Source organism: Ruthenibacterium lactatiformans (assembly GCF_000949455.1).
Lineage (GTDB): Bacteria > Bacillota > Clostridia > Oscillospirales > Ruminococcaceae > Ruthenibacterium > Ruthenibacterium lactatiformans.
Genome location: NZ_JXXK01000002.1, coordinates 130,159 through 142,680 on the forward strand (window position 1 = coordinate 130,159; position 12,522 = coordinate 142,680).

General features: G+C 56.6%; 16 protein-coding genes. 12 read left to right on the plus strand and 4 right to left on the minus strand.

The window, feature by feature from the left end:
* Positions 1 to 237 precede the first annotated feature (237 nt).
* Entirely contained in the window at positions 238 to 1,170 is a 933-nt protein-coding gene (locus TQ39_RS02570; RefSeq protein WP_050004560.1) for a DUF1848 domain-containing protein, read from the minus strand.
* 400 nt (positions 1,171 to 1,570) lie between these two features.
* Here TQ39_RS02570 and TQ39_RS02575 point away from each other — a divergent pair, with 400 nt between their 5' ends.
* On the plus strand, positions 1,571 to 2,134 hold the full coding sequence (locus tag TQ39_RS02575; protein WP_050004445.1) for an MntP/YtaF family protein: 564 nt from the start codon (positions 1,571 to 1,573) through the stop codon (positions 2,132 to 2,134).
* Between the two features lie 103 nt (positions 2,135 to 2,237).
* Positions 2,238 to 4,076, plus strand: coding sequence for a 1,4-alpha-glucan branching protein GlgB (gene glgB, locus TQ39_RS02580; RefSeq protein ID WP_050004446.1), 1,839 nt, complete (start codon positions 2,238 to 2,240; stop codon positions 4,074 to 4,076).
* 52 nt (positions 4,077 to 4,128) lie between these two features.
* On the opposite strand, the gene TQ39_RS02585 is transcribed toward glgB, so the two are convergent.
* The 3 genes from TQ39_RS02585 to TQ39_RS02595 all read right to left on the minus strand — a co-directional run bounded on the left by TQ39_RS02585 (position 4,129) and on the right by TQ39_RS02595 (position 7,973).
* On the minus strand, positions 4,129 to 5,364 hold the full coding sequence (locus TQ39_RS02585) for a BaiN/RdsA family NAD(P)/FAD-dependent oxidoreductase (protein ID WP_050004447.1): 1,236 nt from the start codon (positions 5,362 to 5,364) through the stop codon (positions 4,129 to 4,131).
* A 435-nt stretch (positions 5,365 to 5,799) separates the two neighbouring features.
* A complete protein-coding gene (locus TQ39_RS02590; protein ID WP_050004448.1) occupies positions 5,800 to 6,960 on the minus strand; it encodes a tyrosine-type recombinase/integrase in 1,161 nt (386 codons plus the stop codon).
* 602 nt (positions 6,961 to 7,562) lie between these two features.
* Positions 7,563 to 7,973 (minus strand): helix-turn-helix transcriptional regulator, encoded by a 411-nt coding sequence (locus TQ39_RS02595; RefSeq protein ID WP_050004449.1) that lies wholly within the window; start codon positions 7,971 to 7,973, stop codon positions 7,563 to 7,565.
* Between the two features lie 139 nt (positions 7,974 to 8,112).
* On the opposite strand from TQ39_RS02595, the gene TQ39_RS02600 reads away from it, so the two are divergent.
* The 10 genes from TQ39_RS02600 to TQ39_RS02645 all read left to right on the plus strand — a co-directional run bounded on the left by TQ39_RS02600 (position 8,113) and on the right by TQ39_RS02645 (position 12,464).
* The gene (locus TQ39_RS02600) at positions 8,113 to 8,313 is read left to right on the plus strand and encodes a helix-turn-helix domain-containing protein (protein ID WP_050004450.1); all 201 of its coding nucleotides are present in this window, start codon (positions 8,113 to 8,115) and stop codon (positions 8,311 to 8,313) included.
* Positions 8,314 to 8,373: 60 nt separating this feature from the next.
* On the plus strand, positions 8,374 to 8,661 hold the full coding sequence (locus TQ39_RS02605) for a hypothetical protein (protein ID WP_050004451.1): 288 nt from the start codon (positions 8,374 to 8,376) through the stop codon (positions 8,659 to 8,661).
* On the plus strand, positions 8,658 to 9,956 hold the full coding sequence (locus tag TQ39_RS02610; RefSeq protein ID WP_050004452.1) for an AAA family ATPase: 1,299 nt from the start codon (positions 8,658 to 8,660) through the stop codon (positions 9,954 to 9,956). The genes TQ39_RS02605 and TQ39_RS02610 overlap by 4 nt, the downstream gene beginning before the upstream one ends.
* 469 nt (positions 9,957 to 10,425) lie before the next feature.
* A complete protein-coding gene (locus TQ39_RS02615; RefSeq protein ID WP_050004453.1) occupies positions 10,426 to 10,656 on the plus strand; it encodes a hypothetical protein in 231 nt (76 codons plus the stop codon).
* A 73-nt stretch (positions 10,657 to 10,729) separates the two neighbouring features.
* Positions 10,730 to 10,930 carry a hypothetical protein gene (locus TQ39_RS02620; RefSeq protein WP_050004454.1) on the plus strand — a complete coding sequence of 67 codons (201 nt, stop codon included), beginning with the start codon at positions 10,730 to 10,732 and terminating at the stop codon, positions 10,928 to 10,930.
* Positions 10,927 to 11,133 carry a helix-turn-helix domain-containing protein gene (locus TQ39_RS02625; protein ID WP_082052093.1) on the plus strand — a complete coding sequence of 69 codons (207 nt, stop codon included), beginning with the start codon at positions 10,927 to 10,929 and terminating at the stop codon, positions 11,131 to 11,133. Before TQ39_RS02620 ends, TQ39_RS02625 begins: the two co-directional genes overlap by 4 nt.
* Before the next feature lie 174 nt (positions 11,134 to 11,307).
* Positions 11,308 to 11,511 (plus strand): hypothetical protein, encoded by a 204-nt coding sequence (locus tag TQ39_RS02630; RefSeq protein WP_050004456.1) that lies wholly within the window; start codon positions 11,308 to 11,310, stop codon positions 11,509 to 11,511.
* 1 nt (position 11,512) lies between these two features.
* Positions 11,513 to 11,719 (plus strand): hypothetical protein, encoded by a 207-nt coding sequence (locus TQ39_RS02635; protein WP_050004457.1) that lies wholly within the window; start codon positions 11,513 to 11,515, stop codon positions 11,717 to 11,719.
* Positions 11,720 to 11,793: 74 nt separating this feature from the next.
* Positions 11,794 to 12,057, plus strand: coding sequence for a hypothetical protein (locus TQ39_RS02640; protein ID WP_050004458.1), 264 nt, complete (start codon positions 11,794 to 11,796; stop codon positions 12,055 to 12,057).
* Positions 12,054 to 12,464 (plus strand): sigma factor-like helix-turn-helix DNA-binding protein, encoded by a 411-nt coding sequence (locus TQ39_RS02645; RefSeq protein ID WP_050004459.1) that lies wholly within the window; start codon positions 12,054 to 12,056, stop codon positions 12,462 to 12,464. The genes TQ39_RS02640 and TQ39_RS02645 overlap by 4 nt, the downstream gene beginning before the upstream one ends.
* Positions 12,465 to 12,522 lie beyond the last annotated feature (58 nt).

Consider the following 12,522-nt stretch of genomic DNA (forward strand, 5'->3'; position numbering starts at 1 on the left):
AATAAAAATCGTTTGCCCGCCCGGACCTACGCCGGCCGGGCAAACACCTTGCAGCACAAAAGGGGTGATTTGTGTGCGAAGCGCTCAAGCTTCCCCCTTGTGCGCCGGAAAGGAGAACCGAGGAAAACAATGAGCGGCAGCGCCGTACAAAGCGTTTAGTATTCTCATAGGGCTGCGGCTTTGGCGGCCCCCTCAAAGGAAGGAGACCCATCTCCGGGTCTCCTTCCTTTTTGACTTTTAAAGGTTGTCAAACAACGACGTCTGTTCCGCACGCAGCGAAGGGCCCGTGCGGTCTGTGATCTGTTCGCCGCCCCGCGGCCATCCGGTGAGCATCGGCGCGTCCGGTGCATGGACGGCGCGGGCGCGCCGCAGCAGCGCCGGGCGTGTGGTGGCATAACAGTAGGTGCAGCCGTTGGGACAGGTATTGTATACGCCGACATCCACGGACGCCGCACAGCCGCAGGCCGGGCGCTGGCCGGGATCCCTTTCCACCCGGATTGGATACCCTGCGATACGCTCCACTTTCGCGCTGTCGATGCACGCCGCGTGCCGGATGCCGTATTCGGAAAGCTCCACAGCCTCGGCACAGGTGTACAGCGGCAGCCCATACTCTCCCGCAATGTCTGCAAACCCTTTCGCCAGCAAGCGCATCTGCGTTTCCTCCAACGGGGCGATGGACGGACGAATGCCCGGATATGGGTCCGCAAAGCTGAAAACACACCGCCGGGTGGCTCCGTGCAGCGCACAGCACAGCGCACCGAAACGCTCTAACTGCCACGCGGGAGTGATGGAGGAAGTAAGAAGCACCGGGTCGAACCGCCAGTCCACGCCCTCCGGGCCGAGGCGCTCGGACAGACGAAGAAACGTATCCACCGTGCGCTCTTTTTCAGGCAGGCCCGGCTCCAGTGCGGAGCCGTAGCCCGTTACTGTATATTCAAAATAGTATTTGTATCCAAGTGCGTCGAGCTCATCCAGCAGCGGCAGCATGGGCGCGGCGTTTTTCGTCCAAAAAACGATGCAGTCCACATTGCCTGGCGAAAGGGCCACGCGGCTGATACGCGACGCGTTATACGGGTTCGGCACAAGCACCTCTCCCGCCCTCAGGCGCGCCATCATCCACTGTCCGTAGCACGCTGGAATATCCGTGCGGCGGCTCGCGCTGATGATCATTTCGTCTTTCCCTTCCTTCTGCCGCGAAGCGGCCTCAACAAAACCGCACCTGCTGCGGTTTTGCATGGTTCAATGTTCTCAAAGCCCTGTGCGCCGGCACAGGGGCGTGTGCCTTGCACACGCGCGGCCGTGCAAGCGGCACCTTTGAGGTTATTATACCATGACGCCGCGAAGCGGCCTCAACAAAACCGCACCCGCTGCGGTTTTGCATGGTTCAATGTTCTCAAACCCATGCGCGAAAGCGCATCCGCGCGTGCAAAGCACGCGCACGGCCGCGACAGCGGCGGGTTTGAGGTTATTATACCACATACCTAAGCTTCCTGCCTCCCACCGCGCACCAAATCCCGGCCCGGCCATATACTGATGACAGGGGCTTTTTCCCGGAAAGGAGGCGTTATGCATGGCACAGTGGATTTCTGCGTGTCTTTTCGCGCTTTCAGCCAATATTGATAATTTCCCCATCGGCATTGCTTACGGGCTGCGTGGTATGCGCATCGGAGCGGGCGGCAACCTTCTCATCGCATGCCTTACCAGTCTCGGTACAGCGGCTGCAATGCTGCTGGGCGGAGGGCTGGCACGGCTGATCCCGCCGGACACGGCAAATGCATTGGGCTGCATGCTGCTGGTCCTGATGGGCCTGTGGATGCTGTACCGCGAGGCGCAGGGCGGAATAGGAGCGCCGGAACAGCCGCCTGCGGACGCCGGAACGCGGCTGGGCCTGCGGGAAAGTGCCGCTCTTGCCGCCGCACTGATGGTGAACAATATGGGGTTTGGCGTGGGTGCGCGCATCACAGGGCTTTCCATTGTCAAAACAACAGCATGCACGTTCGTGTGCAGCCTGATACTTCTTGCGGGCGGCGCCGCTGTGGGCAGGCGGTTCGGCGGCGGGCATCTGGGCAGGTATGCGGGAGTATGCTCGGCGGCGCTCATTGTGGCGCTGGGCGTTTACGAACTTTTTATTTGACGCGCCTTATACCCGACAACCTCCCTGCATTGTCGATTGACTTCCCGTTCCTTCACCGCCTATAATGAAAGAACAAAAAAGCATCATGGGGAGGCCGCCAGAAATGGACCTGCACGATTTTTACACCGGCCGTACATTCGACGCGCACCGTTTTTTCGGCGCGCATTTTGAGGGAGACTGCGTAACCTTCCGCACCTATGCGCCCGGCGCACAGGCTGTGGAGTTGATTGGAGAATTCAACGGCTGGCAGGGTATGCCCATGGCCCGGGAGGGACAGGGCGGCATATTTTCCTGCCGTATACAGGGCGCAAAGCCCGGCATGCTGTATAAATACAAAATCCGTCCCGCTGCGGGCGGTGAGGCGGACCATTGCGACCCCTATGGCTTTTGGATGGAACTTCGTCCGGGCAGCGCCTCCGCGCTCTGGCCTTTGGGCGGGTACCGTTTCACAGACGAAGCCTGGATGGCGGCGCGCAGCCGCGCTTTCGATGCGCCCGTCAATATTTATGAGATGCATTTCGGCTCCTGGAAAAAAGACGAGGCCCGCGAAAACGGATGGTACCGCTATGATGAAATCGCGGACAAGCTGATTGCCCACGTAAAAGAAAACGGCTATAACTATATTGAATTCATGCCCCTGAGCGAGCACCCGGCGGACTGCTCCTGGGGGTACCAGAACACCGGCTTTTTCGCGCCCACGAGCCGCTACGGCACGCCCGACCAGCTCAAGGAGCTCATCGACAAATGCCACGCCGCGGGCATAGGCGTGCTTCTGGATTTCGTACCCGTGCATTTTGCACTGGATGCATACGCACTGGCCAATTATGACGGCACAGCTCTGTATGAATATCCCCATTCGGATGTGGGCGTCAGCGAATGGGGCAGCTGTAATTTCATGCACTCCCGCGGAGAGGTGTGCAGCTTTTTGCAGTCTGCCGCACACTACTGGCTGGAGGAGTTCCACTTCGACGGCCTGCGCATGGACGCCATCAGCCGCATGATCTACTGGCAGGGCGACCCCGCCCGCGGTGTGAACGGGAATGCCGTTTCATTTTTGCAGACAATGAATGCCGGCCTGCGGCGTCTGCATCCCACAGCGATGCTCATCGCAGAGGATTCCACCAATTTCCCCAAGGTGACTGCTCCTGTGGAATACGGCGGGCTGGGCTTCGACTACAAGTGGGACCTGGGCTGGATGAACGACACGCTGGACTACTTCAAAAAAACGCCGGAGGAGCGCCGGGCACAGTACCACAAGCTGACGTTTTCCATGGCATACTTTCCGCAGGAACAGTATCTTCTCCCCCTCTCCCACGACGAGGTGGTCCACGGCAAAGCAGCCATCGTGCAGAAAATGTACGGAGATTACGAACAAAAATTTCCGCAGGCGCGGGCGCTGTACCTGTATATGATGGCGCATCCGGGTAAAAAGCTGAACTTTATGGGCAGCGAGCTTGGCCACATGCGCGAATGGGACGAAGCCCGGGAACTGGATTGGATGCTGCTGCAATACCCCATCCACGATGCGTTCCGCCATTTTACGGAAGAGCTGAACCGCCTGTATCTTTCCAACGACGCCTTTTGGCAGGGCGAGTATGATCCCGCACATTTTCAATGGTTGGACTGCCAAGCCGACGGGACCTGCCTGTATGCGTTCCTGCGCAGAGGCGGCACGCACACCGTGGCCGCAGCATTCAATTTCGGCGATACGCCCGCGCCCAGTTACCGCCTGCACATGCCCTTCGCCTGCCGTGCCCGGGTGCTTCTGCACACGGAGTGGCAGCGCTTTGGCGGCGCTCTGCCGGAGGAAACGCCTGCGGTGCGCTCGCGGGCCGCTCGAGAAGGCCACGTGCTGACATTTCCGGTGCCCGCGTTCAGCGGCCTTGTGCTGGAACTGGATGCGCCGGACGGTAGCCGCATGACGGGCAAACCGAATCAATGACCGAAACAAAACACACGGGGCTGTTTCCGTCAGCCCCGTGTGTTTTGTTTTTTTACAGCCCCCGCGCCGCGGCCCGGCCTGCTGCGATTCCCGTTGCCCAGGCCCATTGCAGGTTAAAGCCTCCGCAGTCCCCCGCCGCGTCCAGCACCTCGCCCGAAAGATACAGGCCCGGGCACCTGAGGGAGGCACAGCCTTCCGTCTTCACCTCGGCCAGCGGCACACCGCCGCCCGTCACCTGCGCCTGCGTCCAAGGCAGCGTGCCCTCTACGGCAAAGCGCCAGTTTTTAAGCGCACTGGCCAGAGCGTTCACTTCCCTGCGGGAAAGGCTGCCCGGCGCGCGCGAAAGCGGCTGCAGGCCGCAGCTTTTCAGTATCGCATGCCCCAGCTTTTTGGCCACGAGCCCCAGCAGAAGCGTCTCCAGCGAAGCAAACATGCCCGACGCGCAGCGCTGCTCCAGCATCCCGCGCAGGACAGGAAACGCCATCTCCGGAAAAAAATCCACGCTTGTCCCCGCCTTCTTCACGCCCGGGCCAAGCAGGCACGAAAGCTGCATGGCCGGGATTCCGGAGAGGCCGTATTCTGCGAACTGTACTTCTCCCCGTTCGGTTCCGGCGCACCGGCCATCCAGGTACAGCGAAAGCGCACAGTTGGCCCGCACTCCTTTCAATCCGACGGGAAACCCTGCGCACCGCAGCGGAACAAGGCATGGATACGGCTCCGCCACACTGTGGCCCAGCATGCGCGCCAAAGCAAAAGCGGAACCATCCGTGCCGAACTGCGGCCCGGCCTGACCGCCCGCAGCCAAAACCACACGCGCGGCCGAAAAGGCCCGGCCGTCCCGCGTACGCACCGAAAAACCGCCGGGCCCTTTTTCCACCTCCGCCACCTCGCAGCTGCACGCCACATCCACGCCTGCACGCTCCAGTGCCGCACGCAGTACATCCAGCACCATGGATGCCTGATAGCAGTAGGGATATACTCTTCCGTCGGCCTGGGTATCACACAAAAGGCCCATCTCCCCAAAAAAGTCCAGCACTGCGTCCGGAGGGGTTCGCTCCAATATATCCGCCAAACGGGCCGTATCCGCACTGTGATAATGTTCCGGCGCGGCGTTTCGGTTCGTCAGGTTGCAGCGGCCGTTGCCCGTGGCCAGCAGCTTTTTCCCCACACGGTCCAAGCGTTCCAAAACCGTCACGCACTGTCCTCCGCACTCCTTTGCAGCCGCCAGCGCAGCTGCAAGGCCGGACGCGCCGCCGCCGATGATGATGATCTTTCCGTTTTTGCTCATAACGTCTCCCCGTTTCCGCACGCAAACCGCGGCTTTACATGGTTCAATGTCCTCAAAGCTCTGTGCGCCAGCACAGGGGCGTGTGCCTTGCACACGTGCAGCCGCGCAAGCGGCGGGCTTGAGGATTATTATACCATATTTCTAAGCTCACACTTCGCGTACCGCTCGTGTTCACTAAGAAATATGGTATCTATGCCGCTAAGTTCATGCTTCGCCTGCGGCTCGCATTCACCAACCGGACATATTATACCACATCCCCCGGCAGGCTTTATACGTTCTTTTTCAAATCACCTGACAAACTTCGTCTCAACATGCTACAATAAGGCCATGGCAACCGCCGGTTGTATAGTAAAGAAGCCGCCCAACCCCTGAAAATACAGGGTTCAGGCGGCTTTTCATGCTCTTTGCGGGCGTGTTTTCCCTTAAGTTTTCCCTTTACAGATTCAAAACGCCCCTTATAAAGCCCTCCATGCGTGCGGCGCTGTCCTGCTTCATCCGCTCGGTGAAGTGGCCGTACCTGTCCAGCGTGAACGCCGCAGAGGCGTGCCCAAGGTTGCCTTGCACCGTTTTGATATCATCCCCGGCCCGGATAGCATTCACGGCATAGGTGTGCCGGAGGTCGTGAAAGCGGATGCCGTGCAGTTCGGCAGCAGCAAGAACAGATTTAAAGGCCGCTTCTGCCCGCCATTGGTCGAACGGCGCGCCCGTCTCCGTGGTGAATACCAGATTGTAGGAATTATCCCAAAGCGGCCCCGCTTTGATTCTGGCCGCAGTCTGCATGCGCTTTTGCGCCTTGAGCGCATCCAGCACCAAGGGCGCGGGCGTGAGCGTGCGGCTCTTGCCGTTCTTGGGAGAGATAAAAGGGCCGTCTGCCCGCTGCTCGGGCTGGGCAAGCTGCTTGCTGATGGTGATAGTATCACGGCCCACACAATCCCATGTAAGCCCCAGCAGCTCGGAAAGGCGGCAGCCGGTGAACAGGGCCGTTTTAATAAGCTGCTCCACTTCGGTTCCCTGTGCTGCATTCAGCAGTGCCGTGGTCTGCTCATCGTCAAGCGGGTGTATCTCCGCCTGTTCAAGCCGGGGCAACGTGCAGCCCTCGGCGGGATTCTGCGGGATGTAGTGCAGCGCGACGGCCTTTTTCAATGCCTGATACAGCACTTTGTAAGCCAGCCGCACGGATGCCGGGGCAAGCTCCAGCCGGTTGATAAAAGCCTGTATCATGTGTGGGCGCAGCTCCGGTAGGCGCACAGCGCCCAAAGCGGGCTTAATGTGCCTTTTCACGTTGTTGCGGTATATACGTGCTGTATTAGGCTTCACGCCGCCCAAATATTCAGCCGTCCAGATGTCAAGCCATTCGCTCACCGTCATGCGCTCCGGCTGTATATAGGTGCCGCTGTCCACGGCCACCGCAGCCGCCTGCATCTTCTCCCGCACTTCCTTTTGCGTTTTCCCGGTGATGGATATTTGCACTTGTTTGCCGGTGCCGGGGTCTCGGCCAGTGGTAACGCGGGCCTCCCAATAAGTATAGGTTTTCCCGCTGCGCGTCACCGTCTTTTTTCGGATGGTGCCCGCGCCTCTTGCCGCTTTTCCTGCCAAAATAAAAACCTCCTTGTGATACACTTTGACAAGCCCACACAAAGAGGTGTATAATCAAGCTGTTGGGCAGATTGCACCTTCCTGTGTAAGCTGTTCTATATAAGCCGTCGGTGTTAGCAGCATCGGCGGTTTATTTTATTTCTGCGCCCTGGGCTTCGGCTCGGGGCGTTTTTTCATTTTCTCATTTTTGAGAACGTAGTCGGATAGCAAAGCGGGGAGCCCGTTGTCCACATTGTGGACAACGGTGCCGCCCTTTGCAATTTGCGACGGCTCCGCTCCGAAGCTGTCCGAATTTCGGACAACTCCCCATGATGAGCTTATCGCAATTTGCGACAAGCGAACTAAAGGGCGTCTTTCAAGTTGCGACAATTTGTCGCAACTGGCGCCGTGCAGGGCGTCCGAATTTCGGACGAGCAAACCCAAGCGTAGCCGTCCGAATTTCGGACTTCTACCACAGTTCCGCAACTGTTGCGGAACTGAAAGGCGCTGCGTTACAGGCCTCTACAACGCGATTCCAGCCGCTTTGCGGGTGGGGTGGTATCTTTTATCGCCTTGAGGGGAAACGCGCTTGTCCGGGCGCTGGCGGGGCTACGCCGGATGTGTTAATCCTTTGGTGCACCCTTTCTGTATCTGGGAACTTCTAGCACCTCCGCAGCTCGTTCAGCAACTTTGTTTTGCCCCTCCTTTGTCATCTGGTCAAGCGCATAATTTATGAATTTACGGGGGTCTGTAGTGTGTATTACCGTCAAGCTTTCGCCGTTGGTATTTCTTGTCACTTCTTTCCACCGTTCCTCAAATTCTGCGCCAGTGTCGAAAGTCTCCAAACCCATTAAATCTTCTATGCGAACGCCTAGTGCTTCGGCTATTTTAATAATTGTGTCCAGTTTGGGATTCCGCTTTCCGCTTTCCCACTGCCCTATATTTTGATACGCGACACCGAGAATTTTTGCGAGGTCGGCTTGTGTCATGCGTGCAGCGATCCTTGCAGCTTTAATCTTTTCTCCTATAGGCATCCTTTTCACCTCATTTGTATCATATCACAAAGCAGACTTTAGCACAAGCAAAAACTTGCAAAAAATTATTGACACAAGTATTTGATTGTGATATAGTGACGATAAAGCAAGTTTTTGCTTGTGCAAGGAGGTGAACAAAATGAGAATCGACCGAGTAAAGCTAATTGCGGAAATGGCCCGGCAGGAAATCACGGTAAATGAACTTGCTGAAAAGGCGTGTGTATCCCGTGTGACGATTACCGCTGCACGCGGCGGGAAGTCATGCAGCCGTAATTCTGTGCTGCACATTGCTCACGGTTTGGGCGTGGAAGTAAGCGAACTTTTACCAAAGGAGGACTAACCAAGAATCTGATGTGCTACGAGAAGTAATACCAAATTGGTACAACTGGAGGATTAACACATGAAAACGACAATGAAAATCACGCTGCGGGCATTCCCCGTGAAAATCCAGGACACCCGCACAGGCAAAACCACGGAGGACAGAATTGTCCTGACGAAAGAGCAGCTGCACGCCGCCGATCTGGTGGGCCAGAGCAGCAAGGAGCTAATAACCCGGCTGTATAACCGCGAGGGCTACAAGGTGTTGGAGATTGGCAAGGCCGCAAAGCAAAGCGGGGAGCTTAACTTGGAAGCTGCGTACTTGATGTGCCACTTCATGGAGGACGGCGGCGCGGAGGCGGAGCTGTGACCGATGAAAACTATGAAAAGTATCTGCGGGGGCTGACGGCGGAAAACGTGCTGTCAATGGATTCTTTCGCCCTGGCTTACGCCGCTCCGGATGCAATAGCAGCCGCGCGGCGTTTGATGCTTGCAGACCGGGCCGGAGCGCTGGGAAAGAGCCTTGATGAGTTCAACGCGGCTCATGGTGAAGCGCTTGAATTGAGGCGCGCAGACAAGCTGATAGCCCCTGCAGACAGGGACGTTTTCGGACGGGCACGGGCGGCGCCGGATAAGAGCATCATTATTTCCAGATTCAAAACACTTGACGAATTTGAAGAACAGGAAGCGGCGTGGCTCGTTCCCGGATGGATACCGCAAGGCCAAATCACATTATTGGCAGCGGATGGCGGCGTAGGCAAAACGTCTTTATGGGTGAATATTGTTGCCAACCTTAGCGCCGGGCGGCCTTGCGTGCTCGACCCGCCCGGATATACTCGGGAGCCGCTGCGCGTGGCCTTTATGACCACAGAGGACAGCATACGGCAAAAGCTTAAAAAGAAGCTGCGCATTGCCGGGGCCAATATGCAGAACATCATCGCTCCGGACTTTCTAGGCGATACAACTGGCGTGCTGCGTGCCTTTAAATTCGGTTCGGAGGAAATGGCGGCAGCAATACGGTACTTCCGGCCTGCTTTATGTGTGTTTGACCCTGTACAAGGCTTTGTGCCGCCGCTCATCAACATGGGGAGCCGCAACGCAATGCGAGACTGTACCGCCCCGCTTATCACATTGGGCGAGGAATGTAATACAACATCCCTTATTGTAAGCCACACGAACAAGCGGAAAGGCGCGTCAGGCCGCGACCGCATAGCAGACAGTGCCGATTTATGGGACGTTTCCCGCTCTGTGATTATGGCCGGCTACACCGAGGAACAGGGCGCGCGGTATCTTTCCAACGAAAAGAACAACTATGCGCCGCTACATGAAACGCTGCTGTTTAGCATCGATGCAGACGGGCAAATCATCAAAGAGGGCACAACGTGGAAACGCGACCGCGATTTCATGCAGGCGGCAGCGGATTTCAAAGGCAATTCCAAGCGGGAAGATTGTAAGGAATGGATATTGCATGAATTGGACGAAGCGGGCGGCTCTGTCCCATCCAAATACCTTTCAGACAAAGCGCGTGCGGAGGGTTATAGCGCGGACGTGCTGCGCCGTGCAAAGGATGAATTGAAGAAAAGGCGAGAGATTCACTATTACCAGACAGGCAGCACAAAGGCCAAAACATGGCATGTCGGCCTTACCTCATGCAACGAATTTTAAGAATTGCCGCCGGATACAGAAACCCCATTTTAGCGTTGTGCCGGTCAGAGACACTAAAACCCTCAAATGAAGCTATAAACCCTTATAAATACTATGTTTTTTTCACTTGGCAACACCCTCAAATGAAAGGTTGAAACCCTCAAATGAGAAGCTTTCATTTGTGCATCCTGCCAAATGAAGAAATCTGCAGTACAAAGCCATTTTTCGCTTCACTTGAGTATTTGCGCCTTTGTAACGGTCGAGCACATAACATGAACAAGTAAGAAAACAGGAGGATGCAACAAAAATGCAAAATAAAATATGCCCTTTAGTGGTTATTTTGGATGAAACATCCGGTACGGTTGGGTGCTTATTCATGCCTCACCAGCGGGGAGGGATTCCGCAATGACCTATTACACAACGTGCCCACGGTGCGGGGCAAATTTAGACCCGGATGAAAAATGCGATTGCGAACAGGAGAACAACGAAGATGAAACGACAGCCATTGGAGGCGCTGGGCCTCACGCCGGAGCAGATCGGTGCGGTACTTAACATGTATCATGCGGACATGGATAAAGCCCGTGCGGAGCATTTTCGCACGCACAAGGCCACGGAGACGCGGGCGGCGATTGCACGCATGCTGCCATGCCTGCACTCGTTCAAGAGCCTGCGCACGGTGCTGGACGCGGTAAACAGCGCCTATCTGGATGAACGCCGCTAGGGCGTGTAGGTCTGCAATCTGGTTGCAACCCCTGACGCCGATGAAGAAAAAGAACAGGAGGCCGGGAACGAGCATGGAAGAGATTGATATTTTTCTGCAGGACAGCGCCCAGCAAATTGAAATGCTGCGCGAGAAGCTGCAGCACATGAGGGCCGAAAGTGCTATAAGGCAAGAGGCTTTCGACCGCCTTGAACAGAAACACCGGGAAAAGCTTGAACACTTAGAAGCTGAATACAACAGACTTTTAGCCTTGCAGGAGGGGCCGCAGCCATGACCGACCGAGTGGAACGTCTAACAATGAGCGTATCCGAAGCCGCCGCCGAGCTGGGCATAAGCCCCAAGAAAGCGTATGAGCTGGCGCACTCGGCAGAATTTCCGTCGTTCAAAATCGGCACGCGGACGGTTGTTTACCGCGACGGCCTGCGCGAATGGGTACGCAAGCGCAGCGAAAAAGAAAGCGCCCGTCCGTGCTACTAACACGGACAGGCGCAAAGGTGAAGCGGAAAGGAGCCCCGTTTCACCTGCATTTTACCAGAAAAATGGAGGATTTGCAATGATTACTTATCTCGGAGCCGTAGCCCTGGGCTTTGTGCTGGGCGCTGTATTCTCTGCTGTGGGCCTGCTGTCCGACCGAAAGGGGGCGCGGCGGTGATGGATACCGAAGCTTTGAGCATTCTTGTTAATCAAATTGAAAGGGGCACAAACGCGGCCCGCGCCATTCAAGAGGTTATGGCTTCTGGCGAATACTCTCCCACGGTATGGGTTGACGGCTTGGGCTATGTGCTCGATAGCTTAAATGCCGACACCAAGGCACTGCGGCGCTTTACAGACCTCAGCAGAAAGGGGGCGGGCTGATATGAATATCGTCATGCAAGAACTATTTGACCGTTTCCAAAAACTGCCCATCATGGAAAAAATAGAGTTTTTGGAGCTGCTGAAGCTTTTCCACGATAACCCCGAATTTCGCGCCGCCTATGACGCAGCGACGCCACCGGGCCATGAAACGCCACCGGGGGCAACGGTACACGGGTTGCTTACAGCTTGGAAAGCCGGAGCCCTATAGCCAACAAAAAAAGCCGCCCTCCCGGACGGCCCCAAACCTTGAGATTATTATACACCAGACGGGAGGGCAGCGCAATGAATGATGAAAACCTTATCACATTTAACCAGATGCAGCCGGAGAGGCACAAGGAGCTTTCACGGCTCGGCGGTATCGCCAGCGGCCAAACGCGTGCCCGGCGTGCCTATATGAAAACGGCAGCGCGTGAAATGCAATTGCGCATGGTCTATTTCAAAGATGCGGATGCTGATTTAAAAGCAGAGTGGGCAGAGTTCCAGCGCTGGCGGCGAAGCGAGAAAAAACGGAGAGTGAACGCCGGGAAACGAGGGCGTAAGGCATGAACGAAGCGCCCACAAATGAAGCCCTGGCCTTGCTGGATGAACGGCAGGCCACTGTACTGCGTGGCCGGTTCTACGAGGGCCGCACGCTGGAAAGTCTGGCCGTGCAGTTGGGCATATCGCGCGAACGTGTCCGGCAAACAGAATCAAAAGCAATTCGTGCAATGCGCTTTCCACGGATCCAGCGCAAGCTGGAAGCGTACCGGGAGAACATCCTCTCTGGCAGCTCATACCACGGTACAGGCTTCAGCGCATGGAAAGAGCGCGGCAGCGTAGAGGAACGACTTGCCGAGCGTATAGAAGCCTATGCGGAACGCGGCACAACAAATGCTTTTATATCCGATGTCATGCGCATACGCGGATGCAGCCGCGAAGAAGTGTTGCAGCGATACCCGGAGCTTAGCAGCTAAAAAGCAGTATTCCCGGCCCTGTGCCGGGTGCTGATATATCAACAAGAGAAAGGAAAGA

Coding starts and splice junctions, on each gene's coding strand:
- TQ39_RS02570 (WP_050004560.1), bottom strand. CDS start 1,170: ATGATCATCAGCGCGAGCCGCCGCACGGATATTCCAGCGTGCTACGGA.
- TQ39_RS02575 (WP_050004445.1), top strand. CDS start 1,571: ATGGCACAGTGGATTTCTGCGTGTCTTTTCGCGCTTTCAGCCAATATT.
- glgB (WP_050004446.1), top strand. CDS start 2,238: ATGGACCTGCACGATTTTTACACCGGCCGTACATTCGACGCGCACCGT.
- TQ39_RS02585 (WP_050004447.1), bottom strand. CDS start 5,364: ATGAGCAAAAACGGAAAGATCATCATCATCGGCGGCGGCGCGTCCGGC.
- TQ39_RS02595 (WP_050004449.1), bottom strand. CDS start 7,973: ATGCCTATAGGAGAAAAGATTAAAGCTGCAAGGATCGCTGCACGCATG.
- TQ39_RS02600 (WP_050004450.1), top strand. CDS start 8,113: ATGAGAATCGACCGAGTAAAGCTAATTGCGGAAATGGCCCGGCAGGAA.
- TQ39_RS02605 (WP_050004451.1), top strand. CDS start 8,374: ATGAAAACGACAATGAAAATCACGCTGCGGGCATTCCCCGTGAAAATC.
- TQ39_RS02615 (WP_050004453.1), top strand. CDS start 10,426: ATGAAACGACAGCCATTGGAGGCGCTGGGCCTCACGCCGGAGCAGATC.
- TQ39_RS02620 (WP_050004454.1), top strand. CDS start 10,730: ATGGAAGAGATTGATATTTTTCTGCAGGACAGCGCCCAGCAAATTGAA.
- TQ39_RS02625 (WP_082052093.1), top strand. CDS start 10,927: ATGACCGACCGAGTGGAACGTCTAACAATGAGCGTATCCGAAGCCGCC.
- TQ39_RS02630 (WP_050004456.1), top strand. CDS start 11,308: ATGGATACCGAAGCTTTGAGCATTCTTGTTAATCAAATTGAAAGGGGC.
- TQ39_RS02635 (WP_050004457.1), top strand. CDS start 11,513: ATGAATATCGTCATGCAAGAACTATTTGACCGTTTCCAAAAACTGCCC.
- TQ39_RS02640 (WP_050004458.1), top strand. CDS start 11,794: ATGAATGATGAAAACCTTATCACATTTAACCAGATGCAGCCGGAGAGG.
- TQ39_RS02645 (WP_050004459.1), top strand. CDS start 12,054: ATGAACGAAGCGCCCACAAATGAAGCCCTGGCCTTGCTGGATGAACGG.